General features: G+C 60.1%; 18 protein-coding genes. 13 read left to right on the top strand and 5 right to left on the bottom strand.

Annotated elements, in window-relative coordinates:
* Nucleotides 1–75: 75 nt before the first annotated feature.
* Nucleotides 76–717, top strand: coding sequence for a 50S ribosomal protein L25/general stress protein Ctc (locus tag J4E08_RS10715; RefSeq protein WP_183964021.1), 642 nt, complete (start codon nt 76–78; stop codon nt 715–717).
* A 169-nt stretch (nt 718–886) separates the two neighbouring features.
* Here J4E08_RS10715 and J4E08_RS10710 read toward each other — a convergent pair whose 3' ends face one another.
* Nucleotides 887–1096 (bottom strand): antibiotic biosynthesis monooxygenase family protein, encoded by a 210-nt coding sequence (locus J4E08_RS10710; protein ID WP_349538455.1) that lies wholly within the window; start codon nt 1094–1096, stop codon nt 887–889.
* An 86-nt stretch (nt 1097–1182) separates the two neighbouring features.
* On the opposite strand from J4E08_RS10710, the gene pth reads away from it, so the two are divergent.
* From pth to J4E08_RS10695, 3 genes are read left to right on the top strand one after another with little or no spacing between them, the layout of a single operon-like run.
* Nucleotides 1183–1869: an aminoacyl-tRNA hydrolase gene (gene pth / locus J4E08_RS10705; RefSeq protein WP_349538454.1), complete on the top strand. Its 687-nt coding sequence runs from the start codon at nt 1183–1185 to the stop codon at nt 1867–1869.
* Nucleotide 1870: 1 nt separating this feature from the next.
* The gene (locus J4E08_RS10700) at nt 1871–3028 is read left to right on the top strand and encodes a serine hydrolase domain-containing protein (protein WP_349538453.1); all 1158 of its coding nucleotides are present in this window, start codon (nt 1871–1873) and stop codon (nt 3026–3028) included.
* Between the two features lie 2 nt (nt 3029–3030).
* Nucleotides 3031–3408 (top strand): DUF2237 family protein, encoded by a 378-nt coding sequence (locus J4E08_RS10695; RefSeq protein WP_183963030.1) that lies wholly within the window; start codon nt 3031–3033, stop codon nt 3406–3408.
* Nucleotides 3409–3852: 444 nt separating this feature from the next.
* Here J4E08_RS10695 and trpB read toward each other — a convergent pair whose 3' ends face one another.
* Nucleotides 3853–5073, bottom strand: a complete 1221-nt coding sequence (gene trpB / locus J4E08_RS10690) for a tryptophan synthase subunit beta (protein ID WP_349538452.1) — start codon at nt 5071–5073, stop codon at nt 3853–3855.
* 459 nt (nt 5074–5532) lie between these two features.
* Between trpB and J4E08_RS10685 the strand changes: the two genes are divergently transcribed.
* Complete coding sequence (locus J4E08_RS10685; RefSeq protein WP_349538451.1) at nt 5533–6612, top strand: transglutaminase-like domain-containing protein; 1080 nt, start codon at nt 5533–5535, stop codon at nt 6610–6612.
* Here J4E08_RS10685 and J4E08_RS10680 read toward each other — a convergent pair.
* The 3 genes from J4E08_RS10680 to J4E08_RS10670 all read right to left on the bottom strand — a co-directional run bounded on the left by J4E08_RS10680 (nt 6593) and on the right by J4E08_RS10670 (nt 9007).
* Nucleotides 6593–7873 carry an MATE family efflux transporter gene (locus J4E08_RS10680; protein ID WP_349538496.1) on the bottom strand — a complete coding sequence of 427 codons (1281 nt, stop codon included), beginning with the start codon at nt 7871–7873 and terminating at the stop codon, nt 6593–6595. The genes J4E08_RS10685 and J4E08_RS10680 overlap by 20 nt on opposite strands.
* Before the next feature lie 187 nt (nt 7874–8060).
* Complete coding sequence (locus J4E08_RS10675) at nt 8061–8567, bottom strand: PaaI family thioesterase (RefSeq protein ID WP_183964025.1); 507 nt, start codon at nt 8565–8567, stop codon at nt 8061–8063.
* On the bottom strand, nt 8567–9007 hold the full coding sequence (locus J4E08_RS10670) for a PaaI family thioesterase (protein ID WP_183963034.1): 441 nt from the start codon (nt 9005–9007) through the stop codon (nt 8567–8569). The genes J4E08_RS10675 and J4E08_RS10670 overlap by 1 nt, the downstream gene beginning before the upstream one ends.
* 127 nt (nt 9008–9134) lie before the next feature.
* Here J4E08_RS10670 and J4E08_RS10665 point away from each other — a divergent pair, with 127 nt between their 5' ends.
* The 8 genes from J4E08_RS10665 (at nt 9135) to J4E08_RS10630 (ending at nt 16413) form a co-directional block, all read left to right on the top strand.
* Entirely contained in the window at nt 9135–9506 is a 372-nt protein-coding gene (locus tag J4E08_RS10665; RefSeq protein ID WP_349538450.1) for a MerR family transcriptional regulator, read from the top strand.
* A 318-nt stretch (nt 9507–9824) separates the two neighbouring features.
* Complete coding sequence (locus J4E08_RS10660) at nt 9825–10229, top strand: MerR family transcriptional regulator (RefSeq protein ID WP_349538449.1); 405 nt, start codon at nt 9825–9827, stop codon at nt 10227–10229.
* A gap of 56 nt (nt 10230–10285) precedes the next feature.
* Nucleotides 10286–12067 carry an acyl-CoA dehydrogenase C-terminal domain-containing protein gene (locus tag J4E08_RS10655; protein ID WP_349538448.1) on the top strand — a complete coding sequence of 594 codons (1782 nt, stop codon included), beginning with the start codon at nt 10286–10288 and terminating at the stop codon, nt 12065–12067.
* A 44-nt stretch (nt 12068–12111) separates the two neighbouring features.
* Nucleotides 12112–12324, top strand: coding sequence for a hypothetical protein (locus J4E08_RS10650; protein WP_349538447.1), 213 nt, complete (start codon nt 12112–12114; stop codon nt 12322–12324).
* Entirely contained in the window at nt 12321–12845 is a 525-nt protein-coding gene (locus tag J4E08_RS10645; protein WP_349538446.1) for a hypothetical protein, read from the top strand. The genes J4E08_RS10650 and J4E08_RS10645 overlap by 4 nt, the downstream gene beginning before the upstream one ends.
* A gap of 333 nt (nt 12846–13178) precedes the next feature.
* Nucleotides 13179–13817 (top strand): glutathione S-transferase family protein, encoded by a 639-nt coding sequence (locus J4E08_RS10640; RefSeq protein ID WP_349538495.1) that lies wholly within the window; start codon nt 13179–13181, stop codon nt 13815–13817.
* Nucleotides 13818–13843: 26 nt separating this feature from the next.
* Entirely contained in the window at nt 13844–15055 is a 1212-nt protein-coding gene (locus J4E08_RS10635) for an acetyl-CoA C-acetyltransferase (RefSeq protein ID WP_349538445.1), read from the top strand.
* A gap of 440 nt (nt 15056–15495) precedes the next feature.
* Nucleotides 15496–16413 carry a cupin domain-containing protein gene (locus J4E08_RS10630; protein ID WP_349538444.1) on the top strand — a complete coding sequence of 306 codons (918 nt, stop codon included), beginning with the start codon at nt 15496–15498 and terminating at the stop codon, nt 16411–16413.
* Nucleotides 16414–16418 lie beyond the last annotated feature (5 nt).

The following is a 16418-nucleotide window of genomic DNA, read 5'->3' as shown; positions in this document are numbered from 1 at the left end:
TCGATCCATCCTAAAGGCTCCGCTTCACGCGGGGTGACAGCCTTGGAGGCACCCCCATCATCTAGGAGATACAACATGGCTGGTGAGATTCCCGATCTTCACGCCGAGGTCCGCGCGGGGGCAGGCAAGGGCGCCGCTCGTGCAGCACGCCGTAACGGCATGGTTCCCGGCGTCGTCTTTGGTGGCGACAACGACCCGATGTCCATTCAGATCCCCTTCAACGTGCTGTTGAAGAAGCTGAAAGAGGGCCGCTTCAAGTCCACGCTTTTCAACCTGAAGGTCGAAGGCCAGGACGACGTCCGCGTCATCTGCCGCGACGTTCAGCGCGACGTGGTAAAGGATCTGCCGACCCACTTCGACCTGATGCGCCTGCGTCGCACGTCGAAAGTGAACCTCTTCATCCCCGTTGAATTCATCGGCGAAGACGTTGCTCCCGGCATCAAAAAAGGCGGCGTTCTGACCGTTGTCCGTCCGGAAGTCGAACTGGTTGTGACTGCGGGTGACATCCCCGAGAAAATCACCGTGGACCTGTCCACGCTGAAAATCGGCGACATCGTTCACATTTCGGACGTGACCCTGCCGGAAGGCGCGAAGCCGACCATCGACCGTGACTTTGTCATCGCCAACATTTCGGCTCCGTCGGGTCTCGCAGCATCTGACGATGACGATGAGGTCGAAGAGACCGAAGTCATCAACCAGAAAGACGAAACCGTCTGATCTGGCTGCCGACATTGTCGGACGACTTTCGAAGGCCCTCACCACGGTGAGGGCCTTTTGCATGTCATAGGGTCAAAACTTGTACCGCCTCGAACACCTCCAGTTCTGGCCGCCCTTGGTACATGCTGGCGGACGATTTCGCCCCGCTGTGCGCCTTGCGAAACGCCTCTCATGTGGTCCAGGCCTTGAAGCTGGCCTGATCCTTCCAGACCGTGTGCGACGCATAGAGGATATGGTCCGCCCGTTCCGGGCCTTTCATCATGGCGAAGCTGACAAAACCTGGCACCTGCTTCAGGTGGCTGTCGCGCCCGCGCCACATGCCTTCGAAGGCCTGCGCCTCGGCGGGCACCACCTTGAATCGGTTCATCGTGAGATACATCGCCTTGCTCCGTTTGTGTTTGGCCCGTTGTGACTTGGGCCCGATTTGGACTACATAGGCCTAACGCAGCACAGGCGGAGGGCAAGGTGCAGATATTCGTGGGCCTCGGCAATCCGGGGAACAAATACGCCGGCAATCGACACAACATCGGCTTTATGGCGCTCGATCGTATCGCGGAGGATCATGGCTTTGGGCCGTGGAAGGCCAAATTCCAAGGCCAGATCGCAGAAGGTCGGCTGGGGGGTGAAAAGGTTGTGCTTTTGAAGCCCGGGACCTTCATGAACCTGTCCGGCCAATCCGTGGGTGAGGCCATGCGCTTCTATAAACTGGAACCGGGCGACATCACCGTCTTTCATGACGAACTGGACCTTGCACCCAGCAAATGCCGGGTCAAGATGGGTGGAGGTCATGCTGGGCACAACGGGCTGCGGTCAATCCATGCCCACATCGGAGAAGCCTACCGGCGGGTGCGTCTGGGCATCGGCCATCCCGGCCGCAAGGAGATGGTCGCGGCCTATGTACTGCACGACTTCCACAAGGCCGACGAAACGTGGCTTGATGATCTGATGCGCGGCTTGTCGGATGGCGCACCGCATCTGGCAGATGGCGAGCAGGGCAAGTTCCAGAATGCCGTCGCACTGCGCACAGCCCCTCCCCGCTCCTCAAAACCGCCCAAGGCGAAGAGCGAGGCGCCTGAACCATCGCCGGAGCCCAAGCCCCCCACGGAAGACGCACGCAATCCGCTGCAACGTCTTGCAGACAAGTTCCGCTAAGATGCTGCGTCGGGCCGGATATGCTTGCCTGATCTTACTGGCCGCACTCGCGGCATTCGCGCTCTGGAACCGAGAGGCTTTGGTCCGTCTGGCTGCGGTGAACGCACTGTTTGACGAAGACAGGATCGTTCATAATTTCAGCCATATGGACGAGCTGTTTCTCAGCGCCCCGATGCACATGACGGGCCAGCCTGTGCCTTTGCCCGCAGGTCCGGCCTTGGTCATGCCCGATGATTGGGAGGACTGGCTGGCGCGGCGGTCGGTGACAGGCGTCGTGGTGCTAAAGGATGGCGCAAGGGTGCATGAAAGCTATCACCTTGGCACCACCCAGGAGGATCAGCGCATATCGTGGTCGGTGGCGAAATCCTATTTGTCGGCGCTCTTCGGCGTGTTGCTGGACGAAGGTCATGTCGGGAGCCTGGACGTGATGGTCACTGAGATCGTGCCAGAGCTGCGTGGTTCTGCCTACGAGGGCGTGAGCCTGCGCAACGTGTTGCAGATGTCCTCTGGCGTTTCGTTCGACGAGGACTACCTGGATTTCTGGAGCGACATCAACAAAATGGGCCGGGTTCTGGCGTTGGGCGGCTCAATGGACGCTTTTGCCGGCGGACTGGACGCGCGGGACCGCCCAGCGGGCGAACGCTGGCAGTACGTTTCCATCGACACGCACGTTCTTGGGATGGTGGTGCGCGCTGCCACGGGACGGTCCTTGCCCGATCTGATGCAGCAGAAGATCCTTGACCCCATAGGCGCGTACGGCACCCCCTATTACCTGATCGACGGGCATGGCGTGGCCTTTGCGCTGGGGGGATTGAACCTGACCACCCGCGATTTTTCCCGACTGGGAGAGGTGTTCCGACTGGAGGGCCAGTTCCAGGGCAAGCAAATCGTGCCGCACGACTGGGCTGTGGAGAGCGTCACCGCCTCTGCCCCCACCGCGACGGGACGGAAGGGATATGGCTATCAGTGGTGGACCCCTTCTGACGCCCGCGCTGGCGAATTCATGGCTCAGGGTGTCTATGGGCAATATGTGTACGTCGACAAGCAGAGCGGTACCGTGGTTGCGGTGAACGCCGCGGACCGTCAGTTTCGTGCTGCGGGTGCATCGGACGACGCGCTGAACATGATGCGCCGTATCGCGCGACGCGAAGAGGAGTAGAGATGCGTAAAGATCCAGAGATCAATGTGTTGGGTGAACCGATCACCTCCTGTTCGACCGACCCGCTAACCGGGTTCTTTCGTGACGGGCACTGCAATACCTGCGCCGAGGATCACGGCAGCCATACGGTCTGCGCCGTGATGACGGCGGAGTTTCTGGCCTTCTCCAAGTACGTTGGCAACGATCTGTCGACGCCCCGGCCGGAATTCGGCTTTGCCGGGTTGAAGGCCGGCGATCACTGGTGCCTGTGTGCGGGTCGATTCCTGCAGGCCCACGACGAGGGATGTGCCCCCAAGGTCAATCTGTCCGCGACGCATCAGGGGGCGCTGGAGATCGTGCCGATGGATGTGCTTGAGACACATGCCTTCTGCGAAAGATGATCTGCCGGCTTCGCGGTCCGGTTTTCAAACATAAAGGCTTAGCGACTGCTCACCGCCAGACACGCCCCAAGACGGTACGCTGAACTGCGATACTTCTGTAGTTCAAGGACGTGATCTGCTCGGGCAAGTTACTCCACCGTCTTCGCGCAAGGCGGCGCGCCGAAGACACGGGCCAACGGGCCAGTGAAGCCGCCTCCCCTGTTGTGATCATGACGACCGTCAACCACAGGTTTTGAGGAAAGTACGATGATGCGCCGCATTCACAATCGGGCGCGATGAGCGTGCAGCACACAAAGCGATCATTAGTGGACATTCGCTTTGCGCTATTGTGCTTGATTTACGCACCATCCCACTGCGGGTAGACGTCAGTTCAGCAGGCAATCCGCAATAAATCCAAGGTGAAAGGCCGTAAACTGTTGTTTACGGCCTTATCAGCCCGGAGCGTTACCCCATGTCAAAGCCAAGATGCTTTGCCACGGTGAAGATGTCCTTGTCGCCGCGACCGCACATGTTCATGCAGATGATGTGGTCCTTCGGCAGCTCTGGCGCGATCTTCATCACATGCGCCAGCGCGTGGGAGGGTTCCAACGCAGGGATGATGCCTTCGGTCTCGCAGCACAGTTGAAAGGCTTCGAGCGCCTCCTTGTCGGTGATCGACACGTATTTCGCGCGGCCCACGTCATGCAGCCAGGAATGCTCCGGCCCGATCCCCGGATAGTCGAGACCAGCAGAAATCGAGAAACCTTCGAGGATCTGGCCGTCCTCATCTTGCAGCAGGTAGGTGCGGTTGCCGTGCAGAACGCCGGGACGTCCGCCGGTGAGGGAGGCGCAGTGCTCCATCTTGTCGTTGACGCCCTTGCCGCCGGCCTCGACCCCGATAATGTTCACCGTCTTGTCGTCGAGGAACGGATAGAACAGGCCCATGGCGTTCGATCCACCACCGATGGCGGCGATGATGGTGTCGGGCAGACGGCCCTCCTGCTCCATCATCTGCTCCTTGGTTTCCTTGCCGATGATCGACTGGAAATCTCGGACCATTGCGGGGTACGGGTGCGGACCGGCGACGGTGCCGATGCAGTAGAACGTGTCACGCACGTTGGTCACCCAGTCGCGCAGTGCGTCGTTCATTGCGTCCTTCAGCGTGCCCCGACCGGAGGTCACGGGAATGACCTCTGCGCCCAGCAGCTTCATGCGGAAGACGTTGGGCTGCTGACGCTCGACGTCATGCGCGCCCATGTAGACGACGCATTTCAGGCCGAACTTGGCGCAGACCGTCGCGGTCGCCACACCATGCTGCCCCGCGCCGGTTTCGGCGATGATGCGGGTTTTGCCCATGCGTCGGGCGAGGATGATCTGGCCCAACACGTTGTTGATCTTGTGCGCGCCAGTATGGTTCAGCTCGTCGCGCTTGAGGTAGATCTTGGCACCGCCCAGACGGTCCGTCAGACGCTCAGCGAAATAGAGCGGCGAGGGCCGACCAACGTAGTGTTTCCACAGCCAGTCCATCTCCTCCCAGAAGGAATCGTCGGTCTTGGCCTTCTCATACTCTTCTTCGAGCGCGAGGATGAGCGGCATGAGCGTTTCGGACACAAAGCGCCCGCCGTGGATGCCGAAACGACCCTTTTCGTCTGGGCCGGTCATGAAGCTGTTTACGAGATCGTCCATTGCGCCTCTCCCCTGTTTGACCGCAACTGAATAGAGGATGCGGGGCGGTAAAGGCCAGAGGCAAACTGCCGCTGCCGCCCTTAGTCGCCAGGGTTTGATCGTGACGTTGCGCTTGCGTCCTTGTAAACGCGCGGCTTTGGTGGCCGCTAGACGCTGATGAAGGCCAAACGACTGACGCCCTGTCAGTGGCACCTCGCATGTGAGGGTTAAAGTAGCCAGATTCGCGCCAATGCTGTCTACAGGGTGCTCAGGAGGTTTCATGCTTGCGCAACTCTGTCATCGAAGGCGGCGTGACCGGCGACGAGGTGGACCTGACACATGCCAGTCATACCGGCATCGCGGTAGAAGCTGCGCGCTATTTCGCGGGCAGCGGGTGCAACGAACACGCCAGCGTTGATGCGTGTGGACGAAGCGCCTATAGCCTAAGGCAATCCTCCTTTTGCATTTTATGGTGCTGACATGACTCTGACCCGACGTGATTTCTTGAATGCCTGTGGCCTTGCTGCTCTGGCAGCTGCGCTGCCCGGTGGTCTTCTGGCGGCCTACGCACCGCGCCCCGACGGGTGGAAGACGTTCTCTCTAACCACGCGGGTCGATCTGCCCGCAGATGGCAAAGCTGCGCAGGCCTGGGTGCCGGTGCCGTACTTTACCGCAGACGCATGGACGCGCCCCGGCGACACCACATTTACCACGAATGGTGACGCGGAGCTGGTGGTGGATGACGTGCAAGGCGTGGCCTTTGTCCACGCGCGCTGGAAGGCCGGCCAGACGCCGGAGTTGCAGGTGGTCTCCACGGTCGAGACGCAGAGCCGCCATGTTCCACTGACAGAAACCGGCGCGACCATGGGCGACGCCGAGCGCGCCGAACTGACCGCGCCAACAGATCTGATCCCCACCGATGGCATCGTGGCAGAGACAGCCGCCATGATCACCGATGGCGCGGTCAACGATCTGGACCGTGCGCAACGCATATACGACTGGGTCGTGACCGAGACAGAGCGCAATCCGGACACCCGCGGTTGTGGGCTGGGCGATGTGGCGTCGATGCTGCACACGGGCGATCTCACCGGCAAATGCGCCGACCTGAACGCGCTCTATGTTGGTCTGGCGCGGGCCTCCGGCCTGCCGGCGCGCGACTTGTATGGTCTGCGCGTGGCGCCATCGTCCTTTGGATACAAGGCGCTTGGCGCGGGTTCCGAGGTCGTCACCGGCGCGCAACACTGCCGCGCGGAGGTCTTTGTCGAGGGCATTGGCTGGCTTCCGGTCGATCCGGCAGATGTGCGCAAGGTTGTGCTCGCCGGGGCGGACGAAGGGCTGACGCTCGACACGCCGAAGGTCGTCGACGTGCGCAAAGGCTTGTTTGGCGCGGCCGAGGGCAACTGGGTCTGCCTAAACGACGCGCATGACGTGGTGCTGCCGGGGTCCACGCGCGGCGCGCTGCCGTTCCTGATGTATCCGCAGGCGGAAATCGATGGCCGCGCCCAGGACGAACTGGACCCATCAAGCTTTACCTACACAATCACGGCACAGACGGTCTAAGGGCCGCCCGTTCCAGCGCGGGGTAACGCAAAGCAAGCGTGATCCCGCGCGCCACAAACGACACCATCAAAGCTGCCCAAAGCCCGTGATTGCCCAAAACCGGCATCAGGGCAAAAACGGCCGCGGCATAGACCATCGCAGAGAGCGCCATCATGTTGCGCATGTCGCCGGTCCGCGTTGCGCCGATGAAAATGCCGTCGAGCATGAAAGACGCCAGCGCCACGATCGGCGCGGCCACGATCCACGGCAGATAGGTCATGGCCGCTTGCTGGACCTCCGGATCCTTGGTCATCAGAATGATGATCGCATCGCCGAACAGCCAGAACCCCAGCATGAACATTGCGGTACTCCCCAAGCCCCAAAGGCTGGTCATCCACGCCGCCTGTCGCAACCGGCCCAGCGCCCGCGCGCCCAGCGCCTGCCCCACCAGCGCCTCCGCGGCAAAGGCAAAGCCATCGAGCGCGAAGGAAATGATGTGCATGAATTGCAGCAACACCTGGTTGGCCGCCAGTGTCACCGCACCAAATCGCCCGCCCAGCAGCAAAAAACTGACAAAGATAGCCTGCAACAGCAGCGAACGGATCATGATGTCGGTATTGACCACGGCCATCCGCTTTAGCCGCACACGGTCAAAGATCCGCGCCCAGTCCCGCCATGCGGATCCCTGAAAAGCGACCCGGCAAAGGTACAGCCCCATAGCCAGCCCGGACCATTCCGCGAGGAAGGTCGCAAAGGCGACGCCGCTCACCCCCCAGCCGAATCCCAGCACAAAGGCCAGATCCAGACTCACGTTTACACCGTTCATCCAAAGCTGAAGGATCAGAACGTCGCGCGTGCGTTCCTGCGCGATAAGCCAGCCATTGATCCCGTAAATGGCCACAGCGGCGGGGGCCGACCAGACGCGTATGGTCATGTAATCGCGGGCCAAAGCTTCGACCTCTGGCCCGGCGGGCGACACGGCAAAAGCGCCCGCGAAGATCAGGCTTTGCAGCAGGACCAGAGCTGCGCCGCCGGCAAGGCCGATCATCAACGCCCGCGTCAACAAAGCGGCGACCTCTGCGTGGTCCCCCTGCCCCGTGGCCTGCGCCGTCAGACCGGCCGTGCCCATACGCAGAAACCCGAAAATCCAGTAGATCGCGCTGAGCACGATGGCCCCGACGCCCACGGCCGCGATCGGCTCTGGCGCGGGAATCTGCCCTACGACGCCCGTGTCCACAGCCCCGAGGATCGGCACGGTGATATTGGCCAGAAGAATTGGCATGGCGATCTTCAGAACGCGGGTGTGGGTTATGGGGGTAGCCACGGAAACCTCTTGGCAAGACGTTCCGCGACAGGACCCCGACACGCACCGAAGGTCAAGCGAGCGCCCTTTCTTTGGACTGAAAATATCCAGGTGGCGCATATGGCGCCCGCAAAGCGCGCCGGTCACCTGCCGGCGCTCGACGACCCTAGTCTTTGCGCGGCATCAGGAAGTGCGCCGTGGCCTGCGCCAACGGCCTGTCACGGTTGTCTTGCCATGCCTCCGCCCGGACCGACGCATAACGCCGACCTGACCGCGTCACAAAGGCCCGCGCATAGGCGTCGCGGGGCAGACCAGAGCGCAGGTAGTCCACGGTAAAATCAATGGTTTTCGGCAGGCGTGGAAGCTTGCCCTGTGCCATTTCCTCTGCATCCAACACGCCCGATTCCACATCGCCCCAGAGCCATGTCCAATTGAGCGTGACCATTGCCGTGATTTCGAGAAAGGCCGCCGTCACCCCGCCGTGGATCGCGGGCAGATTGGGATTGCCAATCAACGCCTCATGAAACGGAAGAACCGCCGTCAGCTCATCTCCGCGCCGGTCGAATTGCACGCCGAGCCACGAAACATAGGGCATGCCATTGACCAACGCCGAGAGCGCCGCATCACGACGTTGTTTCACCACCTGGACAGGTTCGGGAGCTGGCCGCGTCATCATTTCCCCTCCTCTACGGTGCCTTGTTCCACTGTGAATGCGCCAGTTGCCGTGGCCACGGGCCGGTCGGTGTCATCATCCAGCGCGGTGGCCCGCACAAAGGCAACCGATCGCGTGATGTGGTAGCATTCCGCCCGCGCAACGATGGTCTGGCCCGGTGTTGCCGGGCGCATATAGTCGATACGCAGGTTGATGGTGGCCGTTCCGGCGGGGGCGCGTGGGTGGCTCATCACCGCTGCGCCGCCACAGGTGTCCATCAAGGCCGACACCGCGCCACCGTGAATGACCCCGGTTTCAGGATCTCCGATAAAGCGTGGGTCGTAGGGCATCTCGATTTGTGCCGTACCGTCGCCAATTTCAGTGATACGCATTCCAAGTGCTTGGGAATGCGGGATGGTCTCGATGAATTGCCTGGCAATTTCGGCCTTGTCGGCGGTCATGATCTGTCCTGATATATTTTTCGCGAACGGTGGCACGCAGCGGCGCAGGGGTCAATCATGTGCAGGATGGTTGTCCTTCCGGACGCGGCGGAATAGCCTGTGCTCAGGGTAGAGGAGAAGCAAAGCGATGGAAAATGTGCGTCTGAGCTTCAAGGAAATGTGCGCGAAGTTCGATGTGACTCCGCGGACCTTGCGATATTATGAATATATCGAGCTTTTATCCCCCGAGCGCGAGGGGCGGTCCCGGTACTATGGACCGCGCGAAATCGCCCGGATGATCCTGATTCTGCGCGGCCGCAAATTCGGATTCCAGCTGGAAGACATCCGCCAGTGGCTACAGATCTACGAAAAAGAAGGCACGAAAGCGCAGATGGAGGCGTGGGTGGACATGGCCGATCGGCAGCTCCGTGAACTCGCGGAGCAGAAGGCTCAGATCGAGGAAGCCATGGCCGATTTGAAGGCCCTCAGAGACGAGACATCGGCCAGCCTGAACGCTTGACGTTAGGGACGGCTTGGTCCGGCAAAAAGGCGCTTGGACGCTGGCGGATAGCCGCTCAGACCCATGAATCGCCAGCCAAAGCGGTTTGGCTAAAGCTTACCATTGGTCAGGACGTTACGTCACGGGTGGGGAATACCGGACCCGTGCGGGCTTGTGTGCTGCGCCAGAGTTACGACATGACCATATGTCGAATGCAGGAAGCCACGTAAGCAAAAAAGTGACGCAGCGTACAGGTTACGTCAACAGAATTTCTTGTTGTAAGGATGGGACGTTACTCGCCCCCTCTGCGTTGGGCCTACGCAACCAAGGATACGCGAGATGACAACAGATGAAAAAATGATGACGATTCGGGAGATGTGCGACACCTACGATGTGACCCCGAGAACACTGCGCTTTTATGAACAGAAGGAGCTGCTGACCCCTATCCGGAAAGGTCAGAAGCGTCTCTACACAAAGCGCGAGCGGGCACGGTTGACGCTGATTTTGCGCGGCAAGCGCTTTGGCTTCAGCCTCGAGGATATTCGCCAGCTTCTGGATCTCTATGCCGTGGGCGACCAGCAACGTACGCAGTTGGAAAAAGCCTATGAGATTGCGGAAACGCGAATGGCGGACATGGTCCGGCAACGCGATGATCTGGATGCTGCCATAGGCGAGCTGAAGGAACAAATGGAGTGGGGCGCAAAAATGATCGCCTCAATGGAGAATAAAGAGGCGGCGGAGTAACTTCGCTGCCGTTGACCCGGGATGCAAACCTCGGGTGACGATTAGGGAGAGAGACCATGCCGAGCTACAACGCACCCGTCAAAGACCAGATGTTCGTGTTGAACGACCTTCTCAAGGTCGCAGAGCAGGACATTCCGGGGTACGACGACCTCGACCGTGAGACATTGGAAGCCATCCTTGACGAAGCAGGCAAGGTGGCGCGTGACGTTCTGGCCCCGCTGAATGCGGTTGGCGACCAGCAAGGCTGTGTTCTGGAAAACGGTGTGGTGCGCACGCCTGAAGGCTTCAAAGCCGCCTTTGACCAAGTCCGCCAAGGCGGCTGGACGGCTTTGGACTGCGATCCCGAGTACGGTGGGCAAGGCTTGCCATATGTCGTGGCAACGGCCGTCGGGGAACAGTTTTCTGCCGCCAACATGGCGTTCAACATGTATCAGGGTTTGACCCACGGGGCCTACTCCGCGATCCACGCTCATGGCTCAGACGCGCAGAAGGCGACGTATCTGCCTAAAATGGTTACGTGTGAGTGGACCGGCACAATGAACCTGACGGAGCCGCATTGCGGCACCGACCTCGGCCTGATGCGGACCAAGGCCGAGCCTCAGGATGACGGCAGCTACAAGATCACCGGGCAGAAGATCTTTATTTCAGCCGGTGATCACGACATGTCCGAAAATGTCATCCACCTTGTTCTGGCAAAGATTCCCGGTGGGCCGGATGGCATCAAGGGCGTGTCCCTGTTTATCGTACCGAAGTTCTTGGTGAACGAAGATGGCACTGTTGGCGAGCGCAATGGCGTTTCCGTTGGCAACCTCGAAGATAAAATGGGCATTCACGGCAACTCCACCTGCGTGATGAACTATGATGAAGCGACCGGCTATCTGATCGGGACCGAGCACAAGGGCATGCGCGCGATGTTCACCATGATGAACGAAGCGCGCGTCGGCGTCGGCCTTCAGGGATATGCGCAGTCGGAAGTCGCCTATCAAAACGCTTTGGCCTACGCCAAGGATCGGCTTCAGGGCCGGTCTGTGACAGGTGTGGAAAATCCCGATGGCCCGGCCGATCCGCTTATCGTGCACCCGGACATTCGCCGCAGCCTGTTGGACCAGAAGTCGTTCAACGAAGGCGCGCGTGCATTCACTCTGTGGGGCGCGCAAATGATCGACCGGGCACATCGCAATGACGATGCGGCGGCATTGGGACTGATCTCGCTGATGACACCGGTGGTGAAGGGTTTCCTGACCGACCGCGGGTTCGATATGTGCATCCAGGCGCAGCAGGTTTACGGCGGTCACGGCTACATAGAAGAATGGGGCATGTCCCAATTCGCACGCGACGCGCGGATCGCCATGATCTACGAAGGCGCAAACGGTGTTCAGGCGCTGGACCTCGTTGGCCGCAAGCTGGCGCAGGATGGCGGGAAACATGTCATGGCCTTCTTCTCCATGGTGACTGAGTTCATCAAGGAGACGAAGGGCCGCTCAGAGAGCTTTGACGCGGACTTCCGCGAACCTCTCAAGGCGGCGTCCAAGGATCTGCAAGCAGCGGGCATGTTCTTCATGAACAACGGGATGAAAGCCCCCAATGCGGCGCTGTCGGGATCTTATGATTTCATGCATCTCTTCGGCCACGTCTGCCTTGGCCTGATGTGGGCGCGCATGGCGATTGCCGCAGAAGATCGGCTGGCCGCGGGTGACAGCGACGCTGCGTTCCTGAACGGCAAAATCGCAACCGGGCGCTACTACATGGCACGACAACTGCCCATGACTGCGACGCATCTGAAGCGCATCGAGAGCGGAGCCGACCCTGTGATGTCTCTGGACGCGGAGCAGTTCTGAGAGGAAGGTGGGCTAAACCCCACCCCACCTTTCGGGAGGCTCAGATGCCAAAACGCTTTCGCCTGACCCGCCGTTTTCCTATCGCAATGACCGAGGACGGCTTCCGCAATCTGAAACGGTTCGCACATGAGGCGGGGTTGGACGAGGGAGAGGCGCTGTCTTTCCTGTTCGAGTATTTCGATCGGGTCACAGACTCTGAGGCGTTGGGGTATCACCTACGGCAGTTCAACAGCGATCTGGAGGAGCGCAAGTCATGATAAATAGCCCCATATTCAAAGCCTTGACGGTGGCTGCAATGTTGTTGCCTGCAGGGTTTGCCCAAGCAGATGCACCGACAATGGACGCACTGACGGGCAGAGTGACATCGCTTGAGGGAGAGATCGAGAGCGGTGATCTGGCCGCGACATTGGACTACATGCCCCCTGCCCTGCTGTCCCATCTGGGTGATCTGGCTGGAACCGATGCCACCGGGTTCAAGGAAATGCTGCGCACGCAAATCACCGATGTCGTGACCGCCGGGGATTTGCAAGGTGCGACCTACGATGTGGAGCTGGACGGGGCCGAAGTGGCGCAAACCGACACCGGCCGCGCCTATGCTTTGCTGGAAGCCGTCTCTGCCTTTCCCGGGCTTGGCGTGCCTGAAATGCGCACTGGCATGGTGGCGCTGATGGACGATGAAACGTGGTATCTGGTGCGACTGGAAACGCCGATGCACGGGGCGATGTTGGCGGAGGTGTATCCTGATTTGGCGGAACCACTGGATATTCCAGCAAGGTAGAATGTCTTGGTGAACCAAGTGCAGATGGGAAGAGCAAAAGCGCGGTAAAAATGAGTACCTATAGAAGCAGAGAAGCAGGAAGGCCGGTTTTCGAGCCCCGCTGCGGGGCAGCATGCGGCCTTCCTGCCGAACCCGAGCCATTGGCTAGGAACGGGGCTTCTCCACTTGCGGTCATCGGCTCTTCAGCCTGTACCGCCCAAACATGTTACGGGCGTTAAGGTTAATGCTCCGTGAGCAAAGACCGACTTTGCTTTAGACATACCTCCTCGGGGGACCAAGGGTGTGAAACGCCCGATGGGGAGGAGAACAGAAATGCGACGGGAGGACGGCGCAATGACGATGAAACTCTACTGCTTTGGAGAATCCGGGCATTCTTACAAAGCGGCTCTGGCGCTGGAGCTTGCGGGGCTTGACTGGGAGCCGGTCAAGGTCGATTTCTTTGGCGGCGAAACCCGCAGCCCCGAGTATCGCAGCGAAGTCAACGAGATGGGGGAATGCCCGGTGCTTGTCGATGGCGACATTCGACTGACCCAGTCTGGCGTCATTCAGCAATATCTCAGCGATACATACGGCCATTTTGGCGGCACCACGTCAGTCGAAAAGCGAGAAGTGCTCCGTTGGGTTCTCTGGGACAACCACAAGCTTTCGTCAATGGCGGGCATGACGCGCTTTCTGATGAACTTCATGCCCGCTGAAAAACGCCCTGAAGAAGTGATCGCTTTCAACCAGGGGCGCCTGCAAGCGGCGTACAAAACCTTGGACACTCACCTCGATGGTCGCGACTGGATCGTGGGCGATGCGCCGACAAATGCCGATCTGACCTGCTGTGGTTACCTGTTTTACCCCGAAGCGTTCGGTTTTGTCCGCGCGTCCTTCGGCAACATTGATCGCTGGCTGTCCAACATCGAAGCGCTCGATGGTTGGAAAGCCCCCTATGACCTGATGCCCGGCTCCCCTGCGGACCGCGCCTGATTATTCCGACGCCAGAAGGACATACCATGACCGAAGCCTATATCTACGACGCCGTTCGGACCCCCCGCGGCAAGGGCCGCAAGGACGGGGCTTTGCACGAAGTGACTTCGTTGCGCCTGTCCGCCCAGGTGCTGAACGCTGTAAAAGAGCGCAACGGCCTCGAAGGACATGCCGTCGAGGACGTCATCTGGGGCAATGTGACCCAAGTGATGGAACAGGGAGGCTGTCTGGCGCGCTCTGCCGTGTTGGCCTCTGATCTTGATGAATCCATTCCGGGCCTGGCGATAAACCGGTTTTGTGCCTCTGGCATGGAAGCCGTGAACCTGGCCGCAAACCAGATCAAAGGTGGCGCGGGACAAGCCTATATCGCGGGCGGCGTCGAAATGATGGGCCGTGTTGCCATGGGCAGCGATGGCGCGGCGATTGCCGTGGATCCCAGCGTTGCGATGGACAGATATTTCGTGCCGCAGGGCATCTCCGCCGACATCATTGCGACCGAGTACGGCTTCAGCCGTGACGATGCCGATGCTTTGGCCGTGGAATCTCAACGTCGCGCCGCGGCTGCCTGGGAAGACAACCGGTTTTCCAAATCGATCATCACCGTGCGCGACCAGAACGGCCTCGCCATCCTTGATCATGACGAGTACATGCGCCCCGGCACCGATATGCAGGCGATTGGCAGCCTTAAGCCGTCGTTCAAGGAAATGGGCGAGGTCATGCCCGGCTTCGACACCATTGCCATGATGAAGTACCCGCATCTGGAGCGCATCAACCACGTTCACCATGCGGGCAACTCGTCCGGTATCGTGGATGGGTCAGCTGCTGTGCTGATCGGCAACAAGGAGTTCGGCGAAGCTCATGGGCTGAAACCGCGCGCGCGCATCCGGGCCACCTGCAAGATCGGCACCGATCCCACAATCATGCTGACCGGACCGGTGCCCGCGACCGAGAAGATCCTCAAGGACAGCGGAATGTCGATTTCCGACATTGATCTGTTCGAGGTGAACGAAGCATTTGCCTCGGTGGTGCTGCGGTTCATGCAGGCCTTCGACGTGGACAGCAACAAGGTGAACGTGAACGGCGGTTCGATCGCCATGGGCCATCCACTGGGTGCCACCGGCGCGATCATCATCGGCACACTGCTTGACGAGCTGGAGCGCACCGGCAAGGGCACCGGCCTTGCAACGTTATGCATCGCTTCCGGCATGGGCGCGGCCACAATCATCGAAAGGGTCTGATACCAGATGTCTGGGCAGGAGGAACGCGCATGCGCCATCGCGGCGCAGACACCAACCACGTTTGGAGCGGCGCCAAAATGCGCCGATTCAGATGTAGTTGCCCGGCATATCCTCTTGCCCGATACAATCGTCACAAGCGCGGGTTTAGACGTTGTCGATACGCCTGAGCGTCTGGGTGACATCTACGCTGCTTCTGAAAACAAATTGGTGAGACACGACATCGCTCTTTTTGAAAGCACCGGGTTTTGCGCGGTCGTTGCGCAGAGATATCAAATCGCGTCGACGCAGCTGACTACGATTTACGCAATGGAAACAACGGGGCACTCGCACTGCCCTCGTCCGTCCGAGATGCATAGGTCGGCGAGAGTACGGAGCGGATCTATCCTCCTGACCGATGGCTCGCCGGTGCAGACCTTCGCCAACGAAAAGGCTCATTCCTGATGCCGAAGCTCGACATCGACAGCGTTCCGATCCGGACCAATTCCAGCTACCCGGCGCCTTTTGATGCATCCGTCACCGGTCGCAGCTCACAACGTCTGGGCGACGCCGCCGGATTAACGCAATTCGGCGCAAACCTTGTACGGCTGTTGCCGGGAGCGAGGGCCTCGCTGCGGCATTGGCATGAAAATCAAGACGAATTCGTCATGGTCACATCTGGCACATTGGTGCTGGAGGAAGACAGTGGCGAGACCGAACTGTCTGCGGGCGACTGCGCTGGCTTCAAGGCCGGTGTCGCCAATGGGCACAGCATGGTGAACCGCTCCGATGCGGAGGCTGTTTTCCTGGTGATCGGCACGCGGACCGACACGGAGGTCGCGCATTACACACAAGACGACCTGCGCATGGAAACGTCCGGCGGCCAGACGCGCTTTATGCCGCGAGAGGGCAGCGCACCGGCCGATACGCCCGAGGACGGTGCCGGGATCTTTGCTCCGATTTCTGCCAACCTGACGGAGGCCTTGGTGGGCGGGCGTTTCGAGGCATATCGTGCGGCGTTTCACATGCCAGCAACGATCAATCCGCGGGTTGGCGAAGGCTACACCATCTCGACAGAAGAAGAGATGCGACAGGATTATGCCCTCTATCTACAGGCCGCAACCGAACAGGGGATCACGGAGATCGACCGCCGCGTGCAGCGGACGTTTTTCCTCAGCCCCGATGTGTGTGTGGTTGAGGCGGAGGTACATTTCCGCAACGCCGCGGGGGTAACCCTGGTCGAGCCGTTTGTCACCACCTTTCGCGTGGAGCGTCGCGGCGGTGTGTGGCGCATCGGACGGGTGATCAGCTCGCTGGGACATATCAATTGGACGCATGGCCTGTCGGGCATCAGCGCGGACATGAAATTCGAACTGGATTGAGCGCG

Source organism: Sagittula sp. NFXS13, assembly GCF_040148795.1.
Classification (GTDB): domain Bacteria; phylum Pseudomonadota; class Alphaproteobacteria; order Rhodobacterales; family Rhodobacteraceae; genus Sagittula; species Sagittula marina.
Note: the sequence above shows the minus strand (reverse complement) of the source record. Positions and strands in the feature narration are given on the sequence as shown.

Bases quoted from the DNA above. Each gene is read 5' to 3' on its own strand.
- J4E08_RS10715 (WP_183964021.1), top strand. From the start codon at position 76: ATGGCTGGTGAGATTCCCGATCTTCACGCCGAGGTCCGCGCGGGGGCA.
- J4E08_RS10710 (WP_349538455.1), bottom strand. From the start codon at position 1,096: ATGTATCTCACGATGAACCGATTCAAGGTGGTGCCCGCCGAGGCGCAG.
- J4E08_RS10700 (WP_349538453.1), top strand. From the start codon at position 1,871: ATGCTGCGTCGGGCCGGATATGCTTGCCTGATCTTACTGGCCGCACTC.
- J4E08_RS10695 (WP_183963030.1), top strand. From the start codon at position 3,031: ATGCGTAAAGATCCAGAGATCAATGTGTTGGGTGAACCGATCACCTCC.
- trpB (WP_349538452.1), bottom strand. From the start codon at position 5,073: ATGGACGATCTCGTAAACAGCTTCATGACCGGCCCAGACGAAAAGGGT.
- J4E08_RS10685 (WP_349538451.1), top strand. From the start codon at position 5,533: ATGACTCTGACCCGACGTGATTTCTTGAATGCCTGTGGCCTTGCTGCT.
- J4E08_RS10680 (WP_349538496.1), bottom strand. From the start codon at position 7,873: ATGCCAATTCTTCTGGCCAATATCACCGTGCCGATCCTCGGGGCTGTG.
- J4E08_RS10675 (WP_183964025.1), bottom strand. From the start codon at position 8,567: ATGACGCGGCCAGCTCCCGAACCTGTCCAGGTGGTGAAACAACGTCGT.
- J4E08_RS10670 (WP_183963034.1), bottom strand. From the start codon at position 9,007: ATGACCGCCGACAAGGCCGAAATTGCCAGGCAATTCATCGAGACCATC.
- J4E08_RS10665 (WP_349538450.1), top strand. From the start codon at position 9,135: ATGGAAAATGTGCGTCTGAGCTTCAAGGAAATGTGCGCGAAGTTCGAT.
- J4E08_RS10660 (WP_349538449.1), top strand. From the start codon at position 9,825: ATGACAACAGATGAAAAAATGATGACGATTCGGGAGATGTGCGACACC.
- J4E08_RS10655 (WP_349538448.1), top strand. From the start codon at position 10,286: ATGCCGAGCTACAACGCACCCGTCAAAGACCAGATGTTCGTGTTGAAC.
- J4E08_RS10650 (WP_349538447.1), top strand. From the start codon at position 12,112: ATGCCAAAACGCTTTCGCCTGACCCGCCGTTTTCCTATCGCAATGACC.
- J4E08_RS10645 (WP_349538446.1), top strand. From the start codon at position 12,321: ATGATAAATAGCCCCATATTCAAAGCCTTGACGGTGGCTGCAATGTTG.
- J4E08_RS10640 (WP_349538495.1), top strand. From the start codon at position 13,179: ATGACGATGAAACTCTACTGCTTTGGAGAATCCGGGCATTCTTACAAA.
- J4E08_RS10635 (WP_349538445.1), top strand. From the start codon at position 13,844: ATGACCGAAGCCTATATCTACGACGCCGTTCGGACCCCCCGCGGCAAG.
- J4E08_RS10630 (WP_349538444.1), top strand. From the start codon at position 15,496: ATGCCGAAGCTCGACATCGACAGCGTTCCGATCCGGACCAATTCCAGC.